The sequence below is a fragment of the Novosphingobium sp. KA1 genome (assembly GCF_017309955.1).
In the GTDB taxonomy this organism is placed as follows: domain Bacteria; phylum Pseudomonadota; class Alphaproteobacteria; order Sphingomonadales; family Sphingomonadaceae; genus Novosphingobium.
The window spans coordinates 1651176-1670341 of sequence record NZ_CP021247.1 but is presented as its reverse complement, the minus strand read 5'-3'; the positions used below and the strand labels follow the sequence as shown (position 1 = coordinate 1670341).

Below are 19166 nucleotides of genomic sequence, written 5' to 3'. Positions count from 1 at the left end.
CCGGGCGCCTCAGGGCCGGTAGGGTGCCTGGTCCGGCAGGATTACGTTGTTGGCCCTGGCATAGGCATCCCAGTCCGCGGCCAGTTCGTCCCGCTTTTGGGGATACCGGTCCGAAAGATCACGCGTCTCGCCGGGATCATGGGCAATGTCGAACAGCCGCCACTGGCCATCGCCGATGTCGGTCACCTTCCAGTCCCCCTTGCGCAAGGACCGGCTGCCGAACAGTTCGGTGCCGAGCGGCTCGTCGGCGCCGTGGACGGACCTGGCCCTGCCCTGCAACCAGGCTTTCGCGCTCCTGCCGGTGATCGGCAGCACCCTGCGGCCCTCGAAGCGCGTTCCGGCGGCGGGAATGCCCGCGTAGTCGAGCAGGGTCGGGGCGATATCGGCGACGCCGACATAGGCGCCCTCGATGCGGCCGGGATGCGCCAGCCCCTTCCAGTTGACAAAAGCCACCGTGCGGGTGCCGCCTTCCGAGGCATAGGCCTTGGTCAGCCACGAGGGCGCGGTGCCCGCCTGCGCCCATTCGGGGCCGTACGTGGCATAACTGGTGCCCTTGCCGAGATTGCCCAGGCTGTTGTCGGCACCGGAGGTATAGCGGGCCAGCATCTTCGCGCCGGTGGTCCTGGCGTCGAGCGCCTCGGCGCCGTTGTCGGCCAGGAACACGATCACCGTGTTGTCGAGCTCGCCGCTTTCCCGGAGCGCCGCGATCACCCGGCCGACATTGGCATCCATGCGCGCGACCATCGCGGCATAGATCTCCATGGTGCGCGCCGCCTCGCGCTTGTCGGCGACCGAGAGGCTGTCCCAGCCGCCGCGCGGCGCGCGCGGGCTGTGGGCGAGCGTGCCCTTGGGCAAGAGGCCGAGCGCTTCCTGCCGGGCCAGGCGCGCGGCGCGGATCGCCTCGAACCCGGCATCGTAGCGACCGCGCTGGCGGGCGATATCCTCGTCCGGCGCCTGCATCGGCCAGTGCGGTGCGGTGAACGTCAGCAGCGCAAAGAACGGCTTGTCCGGGGTGTCCCGGCGGCTGCGCTGCAACTCGTCGATCAGGTTGCCGGCAAAGCTGTCCGAGGAATAGAAACCCGGCTCCAGCGCGGCCAGCACCTTGCCGTCGCGGGTATAGACCGAACCCCTGGCGGGATCGCTGGCCTGGTCGAGGCCGAAATGATTCGAGGCCCCCTGCAGCAGCGCATAACTGTACTGGAAGCCGCGCGCATGGGGGTCCTGCTCGGGCTTCAACCCGAGGTGCCACTTGCCGGAAATCAGCGTTCGGTAGCCGCCTGCGGCGAGACGCTCGGCCAGCGTGGCGACTTCGGGGCGCAAGTAGCCCTCGTAGCCTGCGTGGTCCTTCTGGTTGGGCGCGGTCAGTTCGGCCATGTTGCCAAGGCCGGCAAGATGGTTGTCGGTGCCCGAGAGCAGCATCGCGCGGGTCGGCGAGCAGGTCGGCGCGGTGTGGAAACCGGTGAGCCGCAGACCGCCGAGCGCCAGCCGGTCCAGATTGGGCGTGGCGATCTCGCCGCCGAAGGCACCGAGGTCCGACCAGCCGAGATCGTCCGCCACGATCACCAGGAAGTTGGGACGCGCCGCTGCCGGTACTGCTGCCGGTACCGCTGCCGAAAGCGGGGGCGAAAGCGGAGCCGGGAGCGGGGCCGTTTGCGCGGCGGCGGGCATGGCCGCCCCGGCCAGCAGTGGTGCCGCCAGCGCGCTCGCCCCGAGGAAGCGGCGGGAAAGACGTCGAGAAAGCATCGGGATTTCCTTGGGGAATTCGAAAAAGCCCGCGCCGCACGGAAAGTGCGGCGCGGGAAGTGGACGGCCTCAGCAGAGATCGGGTCGATCAGGCCGGTTCGTAGACAGTTGCCTTCTCCTTGCGGGTGGTGCGGCTGCGGCGGCCGTCGATGGCCACCGGCACTTCACCGGCGATGGTGGCGCGGCGCAGGGTGCGGCGCTGGAGGCCGAAGTCGGCGACGGCGCGGTGCTGGGTCGCCTGGTTGTCCCAGAACGCCACGTCTCCCGGTTGCCAGCGCCATCGCACGACATTCTCGGGCCGGGTGATGTGCTCCTGCAGGATCGCGAAGATCCGCGCCGAATCCGCCTGATTGAGCCCGACGATCCGCTTCACGAAGTGGCCCAGCAGCAGGCTGCGCTGACCCGAGACCGGGTGGACACGCACCAGCGGATGCTCGGTCTCGTAGACGGTCGAGGCAAAGACGCTCTTGTGCTCCTTCACGCGCTCTTCGATGCCTTTGCCGGCCTTGGGCGTATTGGCGAGGATCTGGGCATAGTCGTAGTCGTTCGAGTGTACCGCCCAGAGGCCGTTGACCAGCTGGCGCAGGCTTTCCGGCAGGCCTTCGTAGGCGGTCTCGCCATTGGCCCAGACGGTATCGCCGCCCGCTTCGGGAATGGTGATCGCGCGCAGGATCGATCCGGCCGGATAGGCATCGGTGAAAGTCACGTCGGTATGCCAGCTGGAGGCGGCGTAGCCTTCCTTGCTGTCGAGTTCGAGCAGGTAGCGCGAGCCTTGCGCCACCGGCACCGTCGGATGGGCGACCGGCGCGCCGAACAGCGAGGCAAAGGCTTCGTGGCGCTCGTCGTCCAGTTCGTGCTGGCCGCGGAAGAACACCACCTTGTGGCGGACCAGCGCGTCCTTGATCTGTTGCACGGTCTCGCCGTCAAGATCGCCCGAGAGCGTCAGGCCCCGGATTTCGGCGCCGATGGTGCCGGTGATCGGCACGATGTCGAGCGGGGAATGGGGTTCCCTGGCATTGGCGTAAGTGGCAATCGAAGTCATGGCATTTACTCCTTCGTCGTGGATTCCGGGGCCGGAATTCCGGCAATCATTCGGCCGGGACCAGCGCGGCGGCGTGGACCTCGTCGCCGTTCTCGATCTGGCGGCGGATGCGGGCATGGCGCGCGGCATCGAGCGGGAAGCGCCAGACCAGCGAGGCGGCCACGGTATGGGCCAGCGCCGGGCCGAGCGCGAAGACCAGCAGCAGCGCATTCAGGGCTGCGGGCGGGTTGCTCGCGGCCTTGGGATCGAAGCCGAAGGCCGCCACCAGCGGCAGCGCGATGCCCAGCGCCAGCGCCCCGCCCAGCTTCATCGAGACACTGAACACCGAGTAGTAGAGGCCGACACGGTCCTCGCCGGTTTCGGCGCGGTGAAGGTCGGCGATGTCCGCCACCATCGAGCGCAGCATCAGGTTGCCCGAGCCTTGCGACAGGCCCTGCAGCGCGGCGAGCAGCAGCATCAGGCCGAAGCGGTCGGGGGTGAGCAGCACCAGGCCGAAGTTGATCGCCGCCTGCACCAGTTCCGCCGCCACCGCCGCACGGCTCTTGCCGAGGGTGAGGCCGATGCGCTGCCAGATCGGTCCGGCCAGCACGCCGAAGGCATATTGGAACAGGAAGATGCCGGCCGCCCATTCCGGGCGCTGGAAATAGAAGGTGACGATGAACAGCATCAGCGAAGTGCGGATGCCCTGCCCGGTCAGCACCGCGGCATCGGCGGCCAGCACCCGCAGCAGCAGGCGGTTGCCGAAGACCGCCCCCAGCGTGCGCTTGAGGTGGAACGGCTCGCCATTGTCGGGCGCGGTGCGATCGGGCAGCGCGGTGAGCGTGAGCAGCAGGCCGGGAATGCCGGTCAGCACCACCAGCACGCCGAACAGGGTCAGGCGCAGCGGACCGTCGCTGGGGCGCAGCTGGTCGGCCAGTGCGGGCAGCAGCAGGGTCAGCACCAGCGCGCTGGCCGAAAGCAGGGTGAACTGCGAGGCGATGCGGGTGCGCTCGTTGTAGTTGCCGCTGATCTCGCCCGACCAGGCCAGCAGCGCGGTCTGCGCGGCAGAGGCGCCGCAGTAATAGAGCAGCACGCCCACCGCGACCCAGCCGAGCCCGACGCCCGCCGGCGGGAAGAACAGCATGCTGGCGCCGATCAGGAACAGCACCCCGCCCCCCGCGATCCATGGGCGGCGGCGGCCGAAGCGGCTGCCGGTGCGGTCGCTCAGCGTGCCGATCACCGGGTCGAGCAGCGAATTGACGACTTGCCCGATCAGGTAGACGAGCCCGAGACCGGCAAGCGGGATGCCGTAGTCACGGGCAAGGATCGCGGGCACGAAGGCAATGACCGGCTGGGCGGCGGCATAGATCGGGATCGACAGCGCGGTGAAGCGCAGCAGGCGCAGCGTTTCGATCCCGGCAGGCGGTTCGGCCCGCTCGCGGCGCTGGGCGAAGGCGCGGTAATGCATGCTTGGGGTCCTTCCAGGGGGGCCTTCCGGGGCTCGAAAGCGCGGAACAGGGCAGCGGAAAAGCGGGCGGAAAAGCGGACGTCAGCCATCGTCCAGCGCAGCGGCGCGGTGACGGCCGGCCTCCGGCACGGAGGTCCGGGCGGGGAAGTCCGGGCGGGGAAGTCCGGGCAGGGAAGTCCGGGCGCGATGGCCACGAGGGCCGGTGCCGGACGATACCGGCGGGCCGGTCAGGTGCCGGTCGGAATGGTCTGGATCATGTGCATCGTTTCACCTCATCACCAAGAGAGGGGAACACGAGACTTGGCGTTGTCGCCCGAGCATCGCGCGCTTTAGCGGTTGGTAACGCGGAGCAAGCTGCTTCCCGATCAAATGCCGCGGACCCGGTTGGCAGGATCATGCGCGGTCGGCCAGGTCATCCCGAGCCGCGCCCTGCCTTGTCTACCTATTAAGTTGAGAAACGAAGGTCAAGCGCAAGCTTTTCTGTTGCGGCCGATGGACAAACTTGCACGCCGCATGCGTTCCGGCTGCGTCTGCGCCCTCACATCGCCAGCGCGGCGGAGAGGAACACCGTGGTCGGCGCCTGCGGCGTGTACTGGTCCATCGTGCGGTACCGCAGCGGATTGCCGAAAGCGAAGACGTTGCCCTTATCGCCCAGCAGGTTCTGCGCGGTAAGCGCCAGTTGCCAGGGGCCATGCGCAAGGTGCAGCTCGAAACTGCTCTCGACATAGTCGCCCATGTGGCGGTCGAGATCGGGATCGAAACTCATCCGCGCCGGCCCGACGTAACGCGCCGATAGCCGCGCCCAGAGGCCGAGCGCGCCCAGCGTGAAATCGCGCCGCAGCGCCGCGCGCGCGGTATATTCGGGCACGACCGGCAGGCGGCTGTCCTCCAGCTTGTAGCCGAGCGCGTTGCGGGTGAGATGGGCATCGGTGAAATTGCCGCCCAGTTCCGCCCGCCAGCGCGGCCCCAGCGGCAGGACCAGACTGCCCTCGACACCGAAGATGCGGGCATCACCGGCATTGGTCGTGGTGATGAGGCCGTTGTCTTCCAGCACGTCGCTCTGCACCCCGTCCCAGCGCGAATACCAGGTGCCGATGTCGATCTGGCCGCCGCCCGCCAGCTGCTCGCGCCAGCCCGCCTCCAATGAGGCAAGTTCGTCCCCCTTGAGCGACGCGGCGGTGCCGTCGGCGCCGATCTTGGTCCCGCCCTGGCGGAAGGCCGAACCGTAGCGCAGATAGAGCAGCCGCCCGTCCCGCGGCTTCCAGATCAGCGCCAGGCTGGGCGTGGCGCCGGACTTGTCCTGCTCACGCGTGACCATGCCGCTGTCGAGCCTGCGCTGCTCGCGGGCCGAGGCGACGAACAGCCGCGCCCCACCATCGAGCGACAGCGTGCCGGTGAGCGGCAGGGTCAGGTCGAAGTAGGCGGCGGTATCGTGGCTGTCGCGGTGGTCGCGGTCGACCACCAGCGTCTCGCCGCCCGCGCCCTGCAAGCTGGCGGCGAATGCCTGGCGGGCATCGAGGTGCGACAGCCCGCCCAGCCATTCGAGGCTGCCGATCCGGCCGCGCAGGCGCAGTTCGCTGTCCCAGGTACGATAGTTGGTGCGATTGAACAGGAACATCGGATCGGCCAGCCCGAAGCTGCCTGCACCGATCGTCGCGTCCAGCCGGTCGTCCACGCCCTGCCAGGTCATCGCGCTGGCCAGCGTGACCTCCGTCTGGCCGATCGTGCCGGTCAGCCGTCCGGCAACGTGGGAGAGGTCGTTGTCGTGCGGCTCGGCCAGCTGGGCGGCGCGGCGGTAGCTGTGGCGGGCATAGACGTAACGGCTGTCGCGCGAATCGATCCACTGGCCGAGCCCGGTCAGGTCGAGCCGCCAGCCGCCGACCGGCTCCACCCCGAGCGTGCCGCGCAAGCCGACGACGCGGGTGGAATTGGCATCCTCGCGCGCGCCGGTGTCGACCCAGCCCGGCTCCTCGGCGCCGTAGCCGACCAGCCGCAGCGCGGCAGTGTCCGGCAGCAGCGGCAGGTTGGCCACCACCGAGCCGGAATAGCCCATCTCGCCGTGGGTGGCGGCGCTGCCGCCGCCGGTCACCGAAAGGCTGGTCCCGGCAAGATCGGCCCGGTGCGAGACCATGCGGTAGATGCCGCCCAGCGCGCCGGTGCCGTACAGCGAGCCCTGCGGCCCCTTGAGCACTTCCACCCGCTCGATGTCGACCAGCCGCAAGTCGGGATCGGGAGCGGCATAGGTCAGGCGCGCCTCGTCGAGCACGACGGCCACGGTCGACTGGCTCTCGCCGCCAAAGGCGCTGTCGGCCACGCCGCGCAGGAACATGCGGTTGCGCCCCGGCCCCAGCGCGGTCAGCGCCAGCCCTTCGACCTGCCCCGCCACCGCCATGCTGGAGCGGCGCGGATCGTCATGGCCGAGCCCCTCGCCCGCCAGCACCGAAACCGCCGCGGGGACTTGCGACAGCGCAAACGGCTGCTTGGTGGCGGTGACCACGATCGGCGCCGCGCCCACCGTTGTCGGCACCTCCACATGCGCCGGAGGGGAGGCGGGGGCGGAAGCCGCGCCGGATGGCGATCCCGCCCCCGGCGCACGCTCGATCCGCCAGGCCGTCGCGCCCACTTGCCGCGCCCGGTAGCCGCTGCCCGCCAGCAGCCGCGCCAGCGCCTCGCCCACCGCGATGTCGGCATGGATCGCGCGGGTCTTCAGCGGCGGCAGCGGGCCATCGGTGCCGATCGAGACGCGGGCCTCGCGCGCAAGCTCGGTGATCGCATCGGGCAGCCGCGCCGCGGAAATGTCGAGGCGTGCAGAAGGAGTTTCGCGGCCCGCTTCATGGCCAGCCTCCCGGGCAAGGGCCTCAGGGCTGCTCCAGACGCCAAGCGCCAGCGTGGCCGCCGAGGCGCAGCCCCATGAGCTGGACCAGATCGCGCAGCGCCGCATCCCCATTATCGACAATCAGGGTCCCCGAAAAACGCCTCTCCCGCAAGGCGGGCGGGACATCCACCATGACCCCGGCATAACGATGCAAATCGCCCGCGACCAGTGCCAGCGGCGCGTTGTCATAAGTCAGGCGGCCGTCTTTCCACGATCCGACGTCGCCGGAACGGACCGGCCCGACAACCGCGGTGCGGGCACCGCGATCGTAGGCGAGCCCGCTGCCGGCGGAAAGCTGCAGCGGCCCGTCCATCGCCTCGGCGCGCACGTCCACCTTGCCCTCGACCACCGCCACGCGCACCGCATCGTCGCCGGCCTGGACGTCGAACCGGGTACCGATATCGCTGATCGCCAGATCCCCGGCAGTGATCTCCAGCGTGCGGCCGGGATCGTGGCGGATGTCGAACAGCGCACCGCCCGACAGCGCGATGTGCTCCTGCCCGCGCCCTGCCACGGTGAGCCGGCTGCGCGGGGCCAGCAGCACCGTCGAACCATCGGCCAGCGTGACCTGCCGCGAGGCGGCATCGGTGGCATAGACCTGCGCGGGATCCGCCCCGAACGGGCCCATGAACCGGGGCACCGCCAGAACCGCAACCAGCGATGCGGCGATGGCAAGGCCGGCCCAGCGCCAGCCACGCCCGCCCTGCCCGCCCTGCCCCCCCTGCCAGCGCCGCATTGCCGCACGCCGGGGCACGTCCCGGGCGGCGGCGGGCGCTGCTTCAAACGGGGTCTCGGGCGGGGCCCAGAGCCCGGCGCGGTGTTCGGCGACCAGACGGTCGGCAAGGGCGATCTCGTCGAGCGCGCGGCGATGGCGCGGATCGGCCTCGAGCCAGCGCGTGAAGCCGTCCCAGTCCATGGCCTCCGCCATGGCGTCGTCCTCGCTCGCCAGATGCCAGCGCGCGGCCTGCGACAGGATGGCGTCGGGCAGCGGTTCGTCCGCCTGCGGAGGTTCGGTGTCCTGGTTCATTGTCCCTGTTCCATCTGCGGCTCCGTGCCGCTTCTTGCCCCCTGCCCCGAAGACGCCGCCGTCTCGAACGATCCGCAGCCGGTCAAGGCCGAGCGCAGCCGCTTCATCGCCAGCGCCAGATGCTTTTCCACGCCGCTGCGGCTGATTCCCATGACCCGCGCGATCTCGCTCTGGCCAAGGCCCTCGAACCGGTAGAGCCTGAGGGCCCGCCCCGCCCCTTCGGGCAACGCGGCGATCGCCCGGTGCAGGACCTCGGCTTCCTCGCGGCGCGCCAGCACCTCGTCGGCTGCCTCGCCGGGATCGCGCCGGTCTTCCACCGCCACCGCGACCCCGCCGTTCTCGGCCTCCAGCCAGACCCGCTCGCGGCGCATCGCCCGCTGGCGCCCGCGCACCTGGTCCAGCACGAGATTGTTGGCCATGCGGAACAAGTAGGCGCGCGGCGCGGCGATCGGCCCGCGCGCCTGCGCGCCGACCTTGAGCCAGAGTTCCTGGAGGAGATCCTGCGCCTCGTCCGCCGAACCGCAGCGCGCGGCCAGGAACTGCAACAGCGCGCGCCGGTTCGCTTCCAGCACTTGCGCCAGCCCCGAGCTGCCGGTGTCTTGCGGGTCCGGCGCCGGCGCGGCCGGCCCCTGAGGCGACGATGTCATTCCCGTCTCCGCCTGGACCACGATCAGCACCGGCGGGCAGCGACGAGGGCCGCGCGCCGACACCTCAGCACCCCTTCATGCACGGGGATCCGTGCCGCTGTAAACCCCGAGGCAAACCCTGAGGCAAAACCCGGGGCAAACCTCGGTGCAATCCCCGGTCCGGTCCTCGCGCCGCCATGGGCGAGCGTGCATTCATCGTGTCCAGCTCCTCGTTCGAGGAGAAGACGCCGCAAGGCGCGGCTATCCGCAGCCGCGCCCGCGATTTTTCCGATCCCGCCTCATTCCCTGGCACTCGACATCGAATAGGGCCGCGCCGATCGTGCGGTGCCCCAAGCGCGGTTGGGGCTGGCCTGCATGGTGAAGCGCAGTTCACCGCCCGCGCGGATCTCGGCATCGCGGATGAAGGTGCGCTCCAGCGGCGTACCGTTCAGCATGACCGATCCGACATAACGATTGGCGTCCGACAGCCCCTCGGCGACCACGGTGAAACGCTTGCCATCCGGCAGGTTCAGCACCGCGCGGCGGACAAAGGGACGGCCGATCACGTATTCGTTGGAGGCAGGCGCGACGGGATAGAAACCGAGCGCGGTGAACACCAGCCAGGCCGACATCTGGCCGAGGTCGTCATTGCCGGCAAGCCCGTCGGGCGCGGGCTTGTACTGGCTCTCCACGATCTGGGCGAGCCGCTCCTGCGTGCGCCAGGGCGCCCCGGCATACGTGTAGAGATAGGCGACGTGATGGCTCGGCTCGTTGCCGTGGATGTACTGGCCGATCAGCCCGGCGATGTCCTCGGCATGGCTGTAGTCGAGCTTCGCGTTGTCATAGCCAAACATCGCGTCGAGCTTGGCGACAGCCCGGGCGTCGCCGCCCAGCACGCGGAACAGCGCCGCCTGATCCTGCGGCACGAACCACGAATATTGCCAGGCATTGCCCTCGGTATAGTCCGATCCGTAGTTGATCGCGGTGGGATCGAACGGGGTGCGGAACGCGCCGCTGGAAAGCCGCGCCCGCAGCCAGCCGGTCCTGGTATCGAAACTGTTGCGCCAGTTTCCGGCGCGCCTTTCGAAACGCTCGGCAATCTCGCGGCGCCCCATGGCGCGGGCCATGCGGGCGATGGTCCAGTCGTCAAAGGCATATTCGGCCGTTTTCGACGCCGCCTCGGGCTCCTTGTCGATCGGCACGTAGCCAAGCGCGATATAGTCGCCGAGGCCGCCGTAGGCCGCATGGTCGGCGCTTGCCACCATCGCCGCAAGCGCCGCCTCGGCATCGAAGCCGCGCATGCCCTTCATGTAGGCGTCCGCGATCACCGGCACCGCGTGATAACCGATCATCGTCCAGGTTTCCCGGCCCGCGAACTGCCAGACCGGCAGGATGCCGTCGGGGCTGTGCTGCTGGCTGGCGACCAGCGAATTGACGACATCGGCGGTCACCTGCGGCGGCTGCACCAGCGTCAGCAGCGGATGCTCGGCCCGGAAGGTATCCCAGAGCGAGAAGGTGGAGCGGAACGTGAAGCCCTGCGCCTGATGGACCTGATCGTCCGGCCCGCGATAGCGCCCGTCGGCATCGCCCCAGACGCTCGGCGCCAGCAGCGCGTGGTAGAGCGCGGTATAGACATTGCGGCGCATCGGCTCGGGCGCGTCGATCTCGACGGCGGAAAGCGCCTGCCGCCATGCCGCCTCGGTCCGGGCGCGGATCGCATCGAACGTGCCGGGTTCGGCATCGAGATTGGCCAGTGCCGCATTCTCGTCGACCCCCGAAAGCGCGACTTTCACTTCCAGCGGCGCATCCAGCACCCCGAAGTCGAGCCGGGCTTCGAGCGCCTTGCCCAGCTTCTCGGCCCGCGCATCGGTGCCGCGACCGGGCCCCTGGAAACCCTTGTAGGGAATGCTGGGGTCACGGTCGATCAGGGCATGACCGGTCAGCGGCGCGGAAAAGCGCATGGCGAAGAACAGCTTGCGCCCGGGCGCCCAGCCGCGCGTCTCGCGAAAGCCGGTCAGCGTGCCGTCGGCGCGCAAGTGCAGGCCGGACCACAGGATCTTGCCCGGATAGTCGTAGAGCGAGGTGCGCAGGTCGAGCAGCAGGTGCGCCGCCTGCCCCGCCGGGAAACGATAGCGATGGACCCCCACGCGCGTGCCCGCCGTCAGTTCGGCGGCGATGCCGCTGCCTGCCCCCGTGCCCATGAGCGTGACCGCGTAATAGCCCGGCCGCGCCGTCTCGCTGGCATGGTCGAAGCGCGAACGATAGCCCGAGCCCGCTTGCGCCGGATCGCCGGGATCGAGCTTCACCGCATCGCCCGCCTGCGGCATGACGAGGATATCGCCGAGGTCCGAATGGCCCGCGCCCGAGAAATGGGTATGGCTGAAGCCCTGGATCGTCGGGTCTTCATAGCGATAGCCCGCCGCGTGGCCGTAGCACTTGCGGATCTCGCAGGTCACGTCGGTATCGGGCGAAAGCTGGACCATGCCGAACGGCGCGGTGGCGCCGGGGAACGTGTGCCCCTCGCCGCCGGTGCCGATCATCGGATCGACCGCGGCAACCGGGTCAAGGCCCGGACCCGCAGGTGCTTGCGCGGCCGCGCAGGTGGACAGCAGCAGGGCGGGCAGGATCAGGCGTCGCATGGGCGAACTATGACAGGCTTTTCAGGGGCCTGTCCACGCCGCTCAATCCTGGCTGACCAGCCGGTAACCCACCCCCGGCTCGTTGCGCAGCAGGCTGGGGCTGGCGGGATCGTCCTCCAGCTTGCGGCGGATCCCCCGCGCGGCCACGCGCAAGTATTCGACATCGCTCTCGTGCCCCGCCCCCCAGACCGTGCGCAGCAGCTGGGCATGGGTGATGACCCGCCCGGCATTGCGCGCCAGTTCGGCCAGGAAGCCGTATTCCTTGGGCGTGAGGTGGACTTCCGCGCCGCCCTTGCGCACCAGCCGCGCGGCAAGGTCGATCTCGACGTCGCCGCGCCGGACCGGGCGCTCGGCAGCCTCGGCGGGTACGCGGTGGCGCAGTGCGGTGCGGATGCGGGCCAGCACTTCCTCGCTGTCGAAGGGCTTGGCCACGTAGTCGTCGGCGCCCAGGTCCAGCGCGGCCACTTTCTGGTCGGTCGCCTCGCGCGCGGACACGACCAGGATCGCCGCCTGTCCGCGCATCAGCGGGATCAGTTCCAGCCCGTCGCGGTCCGGCAGGCCAAGGTCGAGCAGCACGACCTCGGGCTTGTCGATCGCCATGGCGTTCAAGGCCTCGCGCGCGGTGCCCGCCTCGACCACGGCATAACCGGCGCGGGAGAGGCCGGCATGGAACAGGCGGCGGATGGCGGGCTCGTCATCGACGACGAGGATGGTGATGGGCTGTGTCATGCTTCGGGCCATTCCCTGAGATGGGCCTTGTCGAACCGGATGGTGAAACGCGCACCCGGCCCGTCATCGCGGTTGGCGGCGGATACGGTGAGGCCCATGGCGGCCGCGAACCCCTTGACGATGGCAAGGCCGAGCCCGGTGCCGCCCTTGCGGTCCGACCCCTCGATCCGCGCGAACGTCTCGAAAATCCGCTCCTCCTCGCCCGCCGGGATGCCGGGGCCGCGGTCGCTGACGGTGAGGTCCAGCCCCCCGGCGACGCGTATCGCGGCAATGGCGATGGGGGCATCGGGATCGCCGTACTTGGCGGCATTCTCGATCAGGTTGGTCAGGCACTGGTGGAACAGGTTGGGATCGACCAGGACCATCGGCGCATCGGCACAGATCGCGGTCTCGACCGCATGGCCCGCCAGCAGCGCGCGCAGCTGATGCAGCGCCTCGCCGACCGCCTCGTCGAGATCGACCGGCTCGACCTTGCCGTGCAGCGCCCCCGCCTCGATCCGCGCCATGTCGAGCAGGTTGGTGACGAAGCGGTGCAACCGCTCGGCCTCGCCCCGGGCGGCGGCGATGGGCGCGGCCTGCTGCGGCTCGCGCGCCTCGATGGCGGCCAGCGTGCCCATGATCGTGGTGAGCGGCGTGCGCAGGTCGTGGCTGACCGAGGAGAGCAGCGCATGGCGCAGCCGGTCCCGCTCGCGCGCCTGCGAGAGGTCCGCCATCTGCCCTTCGAGCGCCATGCGCTCCATCGCCAGCCCCGCCTGGTCGAGCAGGCTGAGCAGCAGCGGCAACTGGTCCGGCCGAACCGCGCTGCGCGCATCGCTGCGGGCAAGGCCGAAGACGCCCATCACCGCGCCGCGTGCCGCCAGCGGGTGGAACAGCCACTCGGACGCGGTGAGCGTGTCCGATCCCTGTCCGGCGGGGGTATTGTTGTCGAAAGCCCAGTTGGCGGCGGCAAGGTCGAGCGTCTCCAGCCGCGCCGGACGCGGCCAGCTCCAGCGGCGCGAGAGGCCCTCCTCGCCCGGCATCAGCAGCACGGCATGGCCATCGAACAGCCGCCCCACTTCGCCGCAGAGCACATGGGCCAGTTCGTCGATCGTGCTGATCCCGGTAAGCTGGCGCGCGAACCCTGCGAGCGCGCTGTTCTGCGCGGCGCTCGCCTGCGCCTGCAGCGCATGTTCGCGCACCCGCGCGGCGAGCTGGCTGGAGACGATGGCGACGGTCAGCAGCACCAGCACGGTGATGAAATTGCGCGGGTCCTCGATCGTCAGCGTATGCGTGGGCGGCAGGAAAAAGAAATTGTAGGCGAGCGAGGAGGCCAGCCCCGCCGCGACGCCGGTGCGCAGACCGTAGCGCGTCGCCGCGACCATGACCGGCAGCAGGTAGAGCAGCCCGAGATCGGTGATGTTCCCGCTCGACAGGATCAGCGTGCCCAGCAGCGTGACCGCCGCCGTCAGCCCCAGCGAGACGAGATAACCGACCGGCGATCCCCACGCCCCCCCCGATCTGCCCGCCGGCCCGCGCCCCTCTCTGCGGACCGCCGCGCGGCCTTCCAGCGGCGCGGTCGGCAGGACCTGGATCGACAGCCCGGGCATCTCGCGCACCAGCCGGTCGACGATCGAGCCGTGGCGCAGTTCGAACCAGCGCGAGCGGGCCGACTTGCCGACCAGCAGCTGGGTGGCGCGGGCCTGCGCGGTGAAGCTCTTGAGCCCGTCCAGCACGGTTTCGGCCGGCACGCTCGCCACTTGCCCGCCAAGCTGGGTGGCAAGGTGCAGGGCATCGGCGAGCTGCGCATTCTCGGCATCGGTGAAGCCCGCCGCGCGCGGGGTCTCGATATGCACCGCCGTCCACGGCGCCCGCAGGGCATCGGCCAGCCGCTTGGCCGCGCGCACCAGTTCGAGCGCGCCGGGCTGCTCGCTCACCGCCACCACCAGCCGGTCGCCCGCCCCCCACACCCCCTCGATGGCATGGGCGCGCACATAGTCGAGCATCTGCGCGTCCACCGTCTGCGCCGCGAAACGCAGCGCCAGTTCGCGCAAGGCCGAAAGGTTCGACTTGGAGAAGAAATTGCCGAGCGCCCGGGTCGCCTCGTCGGGCACGTAGACCTTGCCCTGCCGCAGCCGCTCGATCAGTTCGTCGGGGGGAATGTCGACAACCTCGATCTCGGCATCGCCCAGCACCTTGTCGGGCAGCGTCTCGCGCACGCGGACCTTGGTGAAGGAGGCGACGACGTCGTTGAGGCTCTCGATATGCTGGATGTTGAGCGTGGACCAGACGTCGATCCCCGCCTCCAGCAGTTCCTCGACATCCTGCCAGCGCTTGTCGTGGCGGCTGCCGGGCGCATTGGTGTGGGCGAGTTCGTCGACCAGCACCAGTGCCGGGCGGCGGGCCAGCACCGCGTCGATGTCCATCTCGTCGAGCACGTGGCCCTGGTAGGCGACCGGCACCCGCGCGACCGTCTCCAGCCCGCGCAGCCGCGCCGCCGTCTCGCCGCGGCCATGGGTCTCGACCACGCCGACCACCACGTCCACCCCGGCTTCGCGCCGCGCCAGCCCCTCTCCCAGCATCTCGTATGTCTTGCCCACGCCCGGGGCCGCCCCAAGGAAAACCTTGAGGCGGCCCCGGTGCTCGCGCGCGGCGGCGCGCAGCAGTGCTTCGGGATCGGGACGCGGGTCGTTCACGGCTGCGCTTGTGCGCTGCCGGCCGCCATGCTGTCGAGAGCGAGATTGAGTTCCAGCACATTGACCCGCGGCTCCCCCAGGAAACCCAGCATGGGACGCGCGACGTGCTGCTCCACCAGTGTCTTCACCCGCGCCGCTTCCAGTCCGCGCGCACGGGCGACCCGTCCGGCCTGGAAAAGAGCCGCCTCGGGGCTCACGTCAGGGTCGAGCCCCGAGGCGGAAGTGGTCACCAGGTCGGAAGGAACTCGGGAACCTGGGATTCTGGGAAGGGCGGAGACGTCGGCCTTCACGCGGTCGGCCAGCGCCTGGCTGGTGGGGCCGAGGTTGGAGCCGGACGAGGCCATCGCGTCGTAGCCCCCCTGGGCAGCGGCGCCCGCGGCCGAGGGGCGGCCGTGGAAGTAGCGGTCCTGCGTGAATCTCTGGCCGATCAGGGCCGAGCCGACGACATGGCCATCGCGCTCGATCAGGCTGCCGCCGGCCTGACGGGGGAACAGCGCCTGCGCGAGGCCGGTCAGCGCCAGGGGATAGGCCAGCCCCAGCAGCAGGGCAAAGAGCAGCGTCATGGCCAGGGCCGGGCGCAGCGAGGTGGAAATGTCCTTGAGCATGGGAAATCGATCCTCAGACGAGGTGGAGCCCGGTGACCGCGAGGTCGATGAGCTTGATGCCGACGAACGGGGCGATCAGGCCGCCAAGGCCGTAGACCGCAAGGTTGCGGGCGAGCAGCGGACCGGCCGCCGTCGGCCGGTAGGTGACGCCCCGCAGCGCCAGCGGCACCAGCGCGGGAATGATCAGCGCGTTGAACACGATGGCCGAGAGGATCGCGCTTTCGGGCGAGGCCAGCCCCATCACGTTGAGCACGCCGAGCCCGGGGTAGAGCGCCACGAACATGGCCGGGATGATCGCGAAATACTTGGCGACGTCGTTGGCGACCGAGAAGGTGGTCAGCGCCCCGCGCGTCATCAGGAGCTGCTTGCCGAGGCCGACGATCTCGATCAGCTTGGTCGGGTCGCTGTCGAGATCGACCATGTTGCCCGCCTCGCGCGCGGCCTGGGTGCCGGTGTTCATCGCCACGCCGACATCGGCCTGCGCCAGGGCGGGCGCATCGTTGGTGCCGTCGCCGCACATGGCGACAAGCCTGCCGCCCTGCTGTTCGCGGCGGATCAGCGCCAGCTTGTCCTCGGGGGTTGCCTCGGCGAGGAAATCGTCGACCCCGGCCTCGGCGGCGATGGCGGCGGCGGTCAGCGGGTTGTCGCCGGTGATCATCACCGTGCGGATGCCCATGCGGCGCAGCTGGGCGAAACGGTCGCGCACCCCCGCCTTGACCACGTCCTTGAGCGCGACGATGCCCAGCAGCCGCCCGTCGCGGGCGACCGCCAGCGGGGTCTGGCCGCAGCGCGCGATCTCTTCGGAAATGCGGCGCAGCTCGGCTGCCTGCGGCGCCGCTGCCGCCTGCGGATTGGCGCGCAGGATCGCATCGACCGCCCCCTTCTGGACCAGCCCGGCCGCGCTCCGCACGCCCGAAATGCGGGTCTGCGCGGTGAACGGGATGACCTCGGCGCCGGCCGGCAGGCCTTCGAGGCTGAGCCCGTGCACCTCACGCGCCAGCACCACGACCGACCGGCCCTCGGGCGTCTCGTCGGCGAGGCTGGCGAGCAGCGCCGCCTCGGCCAGCATCCGCGCATCGACACCGGCGACCGGGCGGAACTCGGCGGCCTGGCGGTCGCCCACGGTGATCGTGCCGGTCTTGTCGAGCAGCAGCACGTCGATGTCGCCCGCCGCTTCCACCGCGCGGCCGGACTTGGCCAGCACGTTGAAGCGCACCAGGCGGTCCATGCCGGCGATGCCGATCGCCGAGAGCAGCGCGGCGATGGTGGTCGGGATCAGGGTGATCAGCAGCGCCGCCAGCACCGCCACCGGGATCGCCCCGCCGGCGAAGCGGGCAAAGGCGGGAATCGTGGCGACCGCGATCAGGAACACGATGGTCAGGCCGACCAGCAGGATGGTCAGCGCGATCTCGTTGGGGGTCTTCTGCCGCTCGGCCCCTTCGACCAGCGCGATCATGCGGTCGAGAAAGCCCTGCCCCGGCTCCTGGGTGACCCGCACGCGGATCTCGTCGGAAATGACGCGGGTGCCGGCGGTGACGGCGCTGCGGTCGCCGCCCGCCTCGCGGATCACCGGCGCGCTCTCGCCGGTGATCGCGGCCTCGTTGACCGAGGCGACACCGGCAATCACCTCGCCGTCCGCCGGGATGAGGTCGCCGCTGCGCACCACGACTTCGGCGCCCTTGCGCAATTGCGAGGCGGGAACCACGCGCCCGTCGGGGAGGCGCGCGGTGAGCTCCGACTTGGCGGCGCGCAGCGAGGCGGCCTGCGCCCGCCCGCGCCCTTCGGCCAGCGCCTCGGCGAACGTGCCGAACAGCACGGTCAGCCAGAGCCAGACGATCAGCTGGAGCTGGAAACCCAGCGGCAGCGGCTCGCGGCCGGCGACCAGCAGGACGCTCAGCAGCAGCGCGACCACGGCGGTGGTGAACAGCACGGGGTTCTTCACCAGGGCGCGCGGGGTCAGCTTGCGGAAGGCATCGCCGATCGCGGGCACCACGAGGCGGGCCGAGAACAGGGAACTTGGTGTCGTCATGACAGGCGCTTTCAGAACAGCTGGCCCGAGATCATCGCGAGATGATCGGCGATGGGCCCGAGCGCGAGGCTCGGCAGGAAGGTGAGACCGCCCAGGACCAGGATCACCGCGATCAGCAGGCCGATCCACAAGGGGCCGGTGGTCGGGAACGACCCGGCGGTCTCCGGCGTGTGCTTCTTGGCGGCAAGGCTCCCGGCGATGGCCAGCACCGGCACGATCACGAAGAACCGGCCGATCCACATCGCCGCCGCGAGCAGGCCGTTGTAGAACGGCGTGCCTGCGGTGAGCCCGGCAAAGGCCGAACCGTTGTTGCCGGTGCCCGAGGCAAAGGCGTAGAGGATCTCGCTGAAGCCGTGCGGGCCCTTGTTGAGCGGCCCGGCGAGCCCGTCCGGCAGCACCGCCGAGAGCGCGGTGAGGCCAAGGATGCACAGCGGCAGCACCGCGACCGCCAGCACCGCCAGCTTCACTTCGCGCGCCTCGATCTTCTTGCCCAGATATTCGGGCGTGCGGCCGACCATCAGCCCCGCCACGAAGACCGCCAGCAGCGCAAACAGCAGGAAGCCGTAGATCCCGGCGCCGACGCCGCCGACCACCACTTCGCCCAGCTGCATGTTGACCAGCGGCACCATGCCGCCCAGCGCCGTGAAGCTGTCGTGCATGGCGTTGACCGCGCCGCACGAGGCAGCCGTCGTCACCACCGAGAACAAGGCGCTGGCGGCGATCCCGAAGCGGACTTCCTTGCCCTCCATGTTGCCGCCCGCGACGCCGAGGTGATGCAGCACCGGATTGCCCGCGGCCTCCTGCCAGTAGGTGACCGTGGTGCCGACCAGGAACATCGCCAGCATCGCCGCCAGGATCGCCCAGCCCTGCCGGGTGTTGCCCACCGCCTTGCCGAAGCACCAGGTGAGGCCGGCGCCGAGCGCGAAGATCGAGAGCATCTGCACGAGGTTGGTCAGCGCGCCCGGGTTCTCGAAGGGATGCGCGGAATTGGCGTTGAAGAAACCGCCGCCGTTGGTGCCCAGCATCTTGATCGCCTCCTGCGAGGCGACCGGGCCCAGCGCGATCGACTGGTGCAGGCCTTCCAGCGAGGTGGTGTCGGCCATGGCCGCAAGCGTCTGCGGCACTCCGCCGGCGACCAGGAACAGCGCATAGACGAGGCAGGCGGGCAGCAGCAGGTAGAGCGTGACGCGGGTGCAGTCGGCCCAGAAGTTGCCCACCGTGCGCGCCTCGCGCCGGGCAAAGCCGCGGAACAGCGCGAAGGCGACGGCGATGCCGGTGGCGGCGGAGAGGAAGTTGTGGATGGTCAGCCCCAGCATCTGGCTGAGATTGCTCATCGCCGCTTCGCCCGAATACCATTGCCAGTTGGTATTGGTGGCAAAGCTCACCGCCGTGTTGAGCGCCCCGTCGGCGCCGATCCCGGCAAGGCCGCGCGGGTTCAGCGGCAGCACCGCCTGCAGGCGCAGCACCGCATAAGTGAACAGCAGCAGCGCGAGGTTGAACACCAGCATGTGCAGCGCGTAGCGGCGCCAGCCCTGCTCGGCGCCGGGATCGATCCCGGCGAGGCGGTAGAAGCCGGTCTCGACGGGGCCCAGCACGCGGTGCAGCGGCGTGCGCCGCCCCTCGTAGAGCGCAAAGAGCCAGGCCCCCATCGGCCGGGCGAGCGCCAGGAAAAGCGCGGTGAAAACGAGGATCAGGGTCCAGCCCTGAAAAGTCATTCCGGTGGTCATCGGCA

The 19166-nt window shown here is 70.1% G+C and carries 12 protein-coding genes; all 12 read right to left on the bottom strand.

The window, feature by feature from the left end; all coding sequences use genetic code 11:
* Positions 1 to 9 precede the first annotated feature (9 nt).
* Entirely contained in the window at positions 10 to 1668 is a 1659-nt protein-coding gene (locus CA833_RS08235; protein ID WP_207080009.1) for an arylsulfatase, read from the bottom strand.
* Between the two features lie 163 nt (positions 1669 to 1831).
* Entirely contained in the window at positions 1832 to 2785 is a 954-nt protein-coding gene (locus CA833_RS08230) for a TauD/TfdA family dioxygenase (protein ID WP_207079766.1), read from the bottom strand.
* A 46-nt stretch (positions 2786 to 2831) separates the two neighbouring features.
* Entirely contained in the window at positions 2832 to 4232 is a 1401-nt protein-coding gene (locus CA833_RS08225) for an MFS transporter (RefSeq protein WP_142636057.1), read from the bottom strand.
* A gap of 538 nt (positions 4233 to 4770) precedes the next feature.
* The gene (locus CA833_RS08220) at positions 4771 to 7173 is read right to left on the bottom strand and encodes a TonB-dependent receptor (RefSeq protein ID WP_207079765.1); all 2403 of its coding nucleotides are present in this window, start codon (positions 7171 to 7173) and stop codon (positions 4771 to 4773) included.
* Positions 7091 to 8134, bottom strand: a complete 1044-nt coding sequence (locus CA833_RS26905; protein WP_242526334.1) for a FecR domain-containing protein — start codon at positions 8132 to 8134, stop codon at positions 7091 to 7093. The genes CA833_RS08220 and CA833_RS26905 overlap by 83 nt, the downstream gene beginning before the upstream one ends.
* Positions 8131 to 8781 carry an RNA polymerase sigma factor gene (locus CA833_RS08210; RefSeq protein WP_207079764.1) on the bottom strand — a complete coding sequence of 217 codons (651 nt, stop codon included), beginning with the start codon at positions 8779 to 8781 and terminating at the stop codon, positions 8131 to 8133. Before CA833_RS08210 ends, CA833_RS26905 begins: the two co-directional genes overlap by 4 nt.
* Positions 8782 to 9059: 278 nt before the next feature.
* Positions 9060 to 11399, bottom strand: coding sequence for a GH92 family glycosyl hydrolase (locus tag CA833_RS08205; RefSeq protein ID WP_207079763.1), 2340 nt, complete (start codon positions 11397 to 11399; stop codon positions 9060 to 9062).
* Positions 11400 to 11441: 42 nt separating this feature from the next.
* A complete protein-coding gene (locus CA833_RS08200; protein WP_207079762.1) occupies positions 11442 to 12128 on the bottom strand; it encodes a response regulator in 687 nt (228 codons plus the stop codon).
* Complete coding sequence (locus tag CA833_RS08195) at positions 12125 to 14800, bottom strand: sensor histidine kinase KdpD (protein WP_207079761.1); 2676 nt, start codon at positions 14798 to 14800, stop codon at positions 12125 to 12127. Before CA833_RS08195 ends, CA833_RS08200 begins: the two co-directional genes overlap by 4 nt.
* On the bottom strand, positions 14797 to 15405 hold the full coding sequence (gene kdpC, locus CA833_RS08190; RefSeq protein WP_207079760.1) for a potassium-transporting ATPase subunit KdpC: 609 nt from the start codon (positions 15403 to 15405) through the stop codon (positions 14797 to 14799). Before kdpC ends, CA833_RS08195 begins: the two co-directional genes overlap by 4 nt.
* A 13-nt stretch (positions 15406 to 15418) precedes the next feature.
* Positions 15419 to 17434, bottom strand: a complete 2016-nt coding sequence (gene kdpB / locus CA833_RS08185; protein ID WP_207079759.1) for a potassium-transporting ATPase subunit KdpB — start codon at positions 17432 to 17434, stop codon at positions 15419 to 15421.
* An 11-nt stretch (positions 17435 to 17445) separates the two neighbouring features.
* Positions 17446 to 19149, bottom strand: coding sequence for a potassium-transporting ATPase subunit KdpA (gene kdpA / locus CA833_RS08180; protein ID WP_207080008.1), 1704 nt, complete (start codon positions 19147 to 19149; stop codon positions 17446 to 17448).
* Positions 19150 to 19166 lie beyond the last annotated feature (17 nt).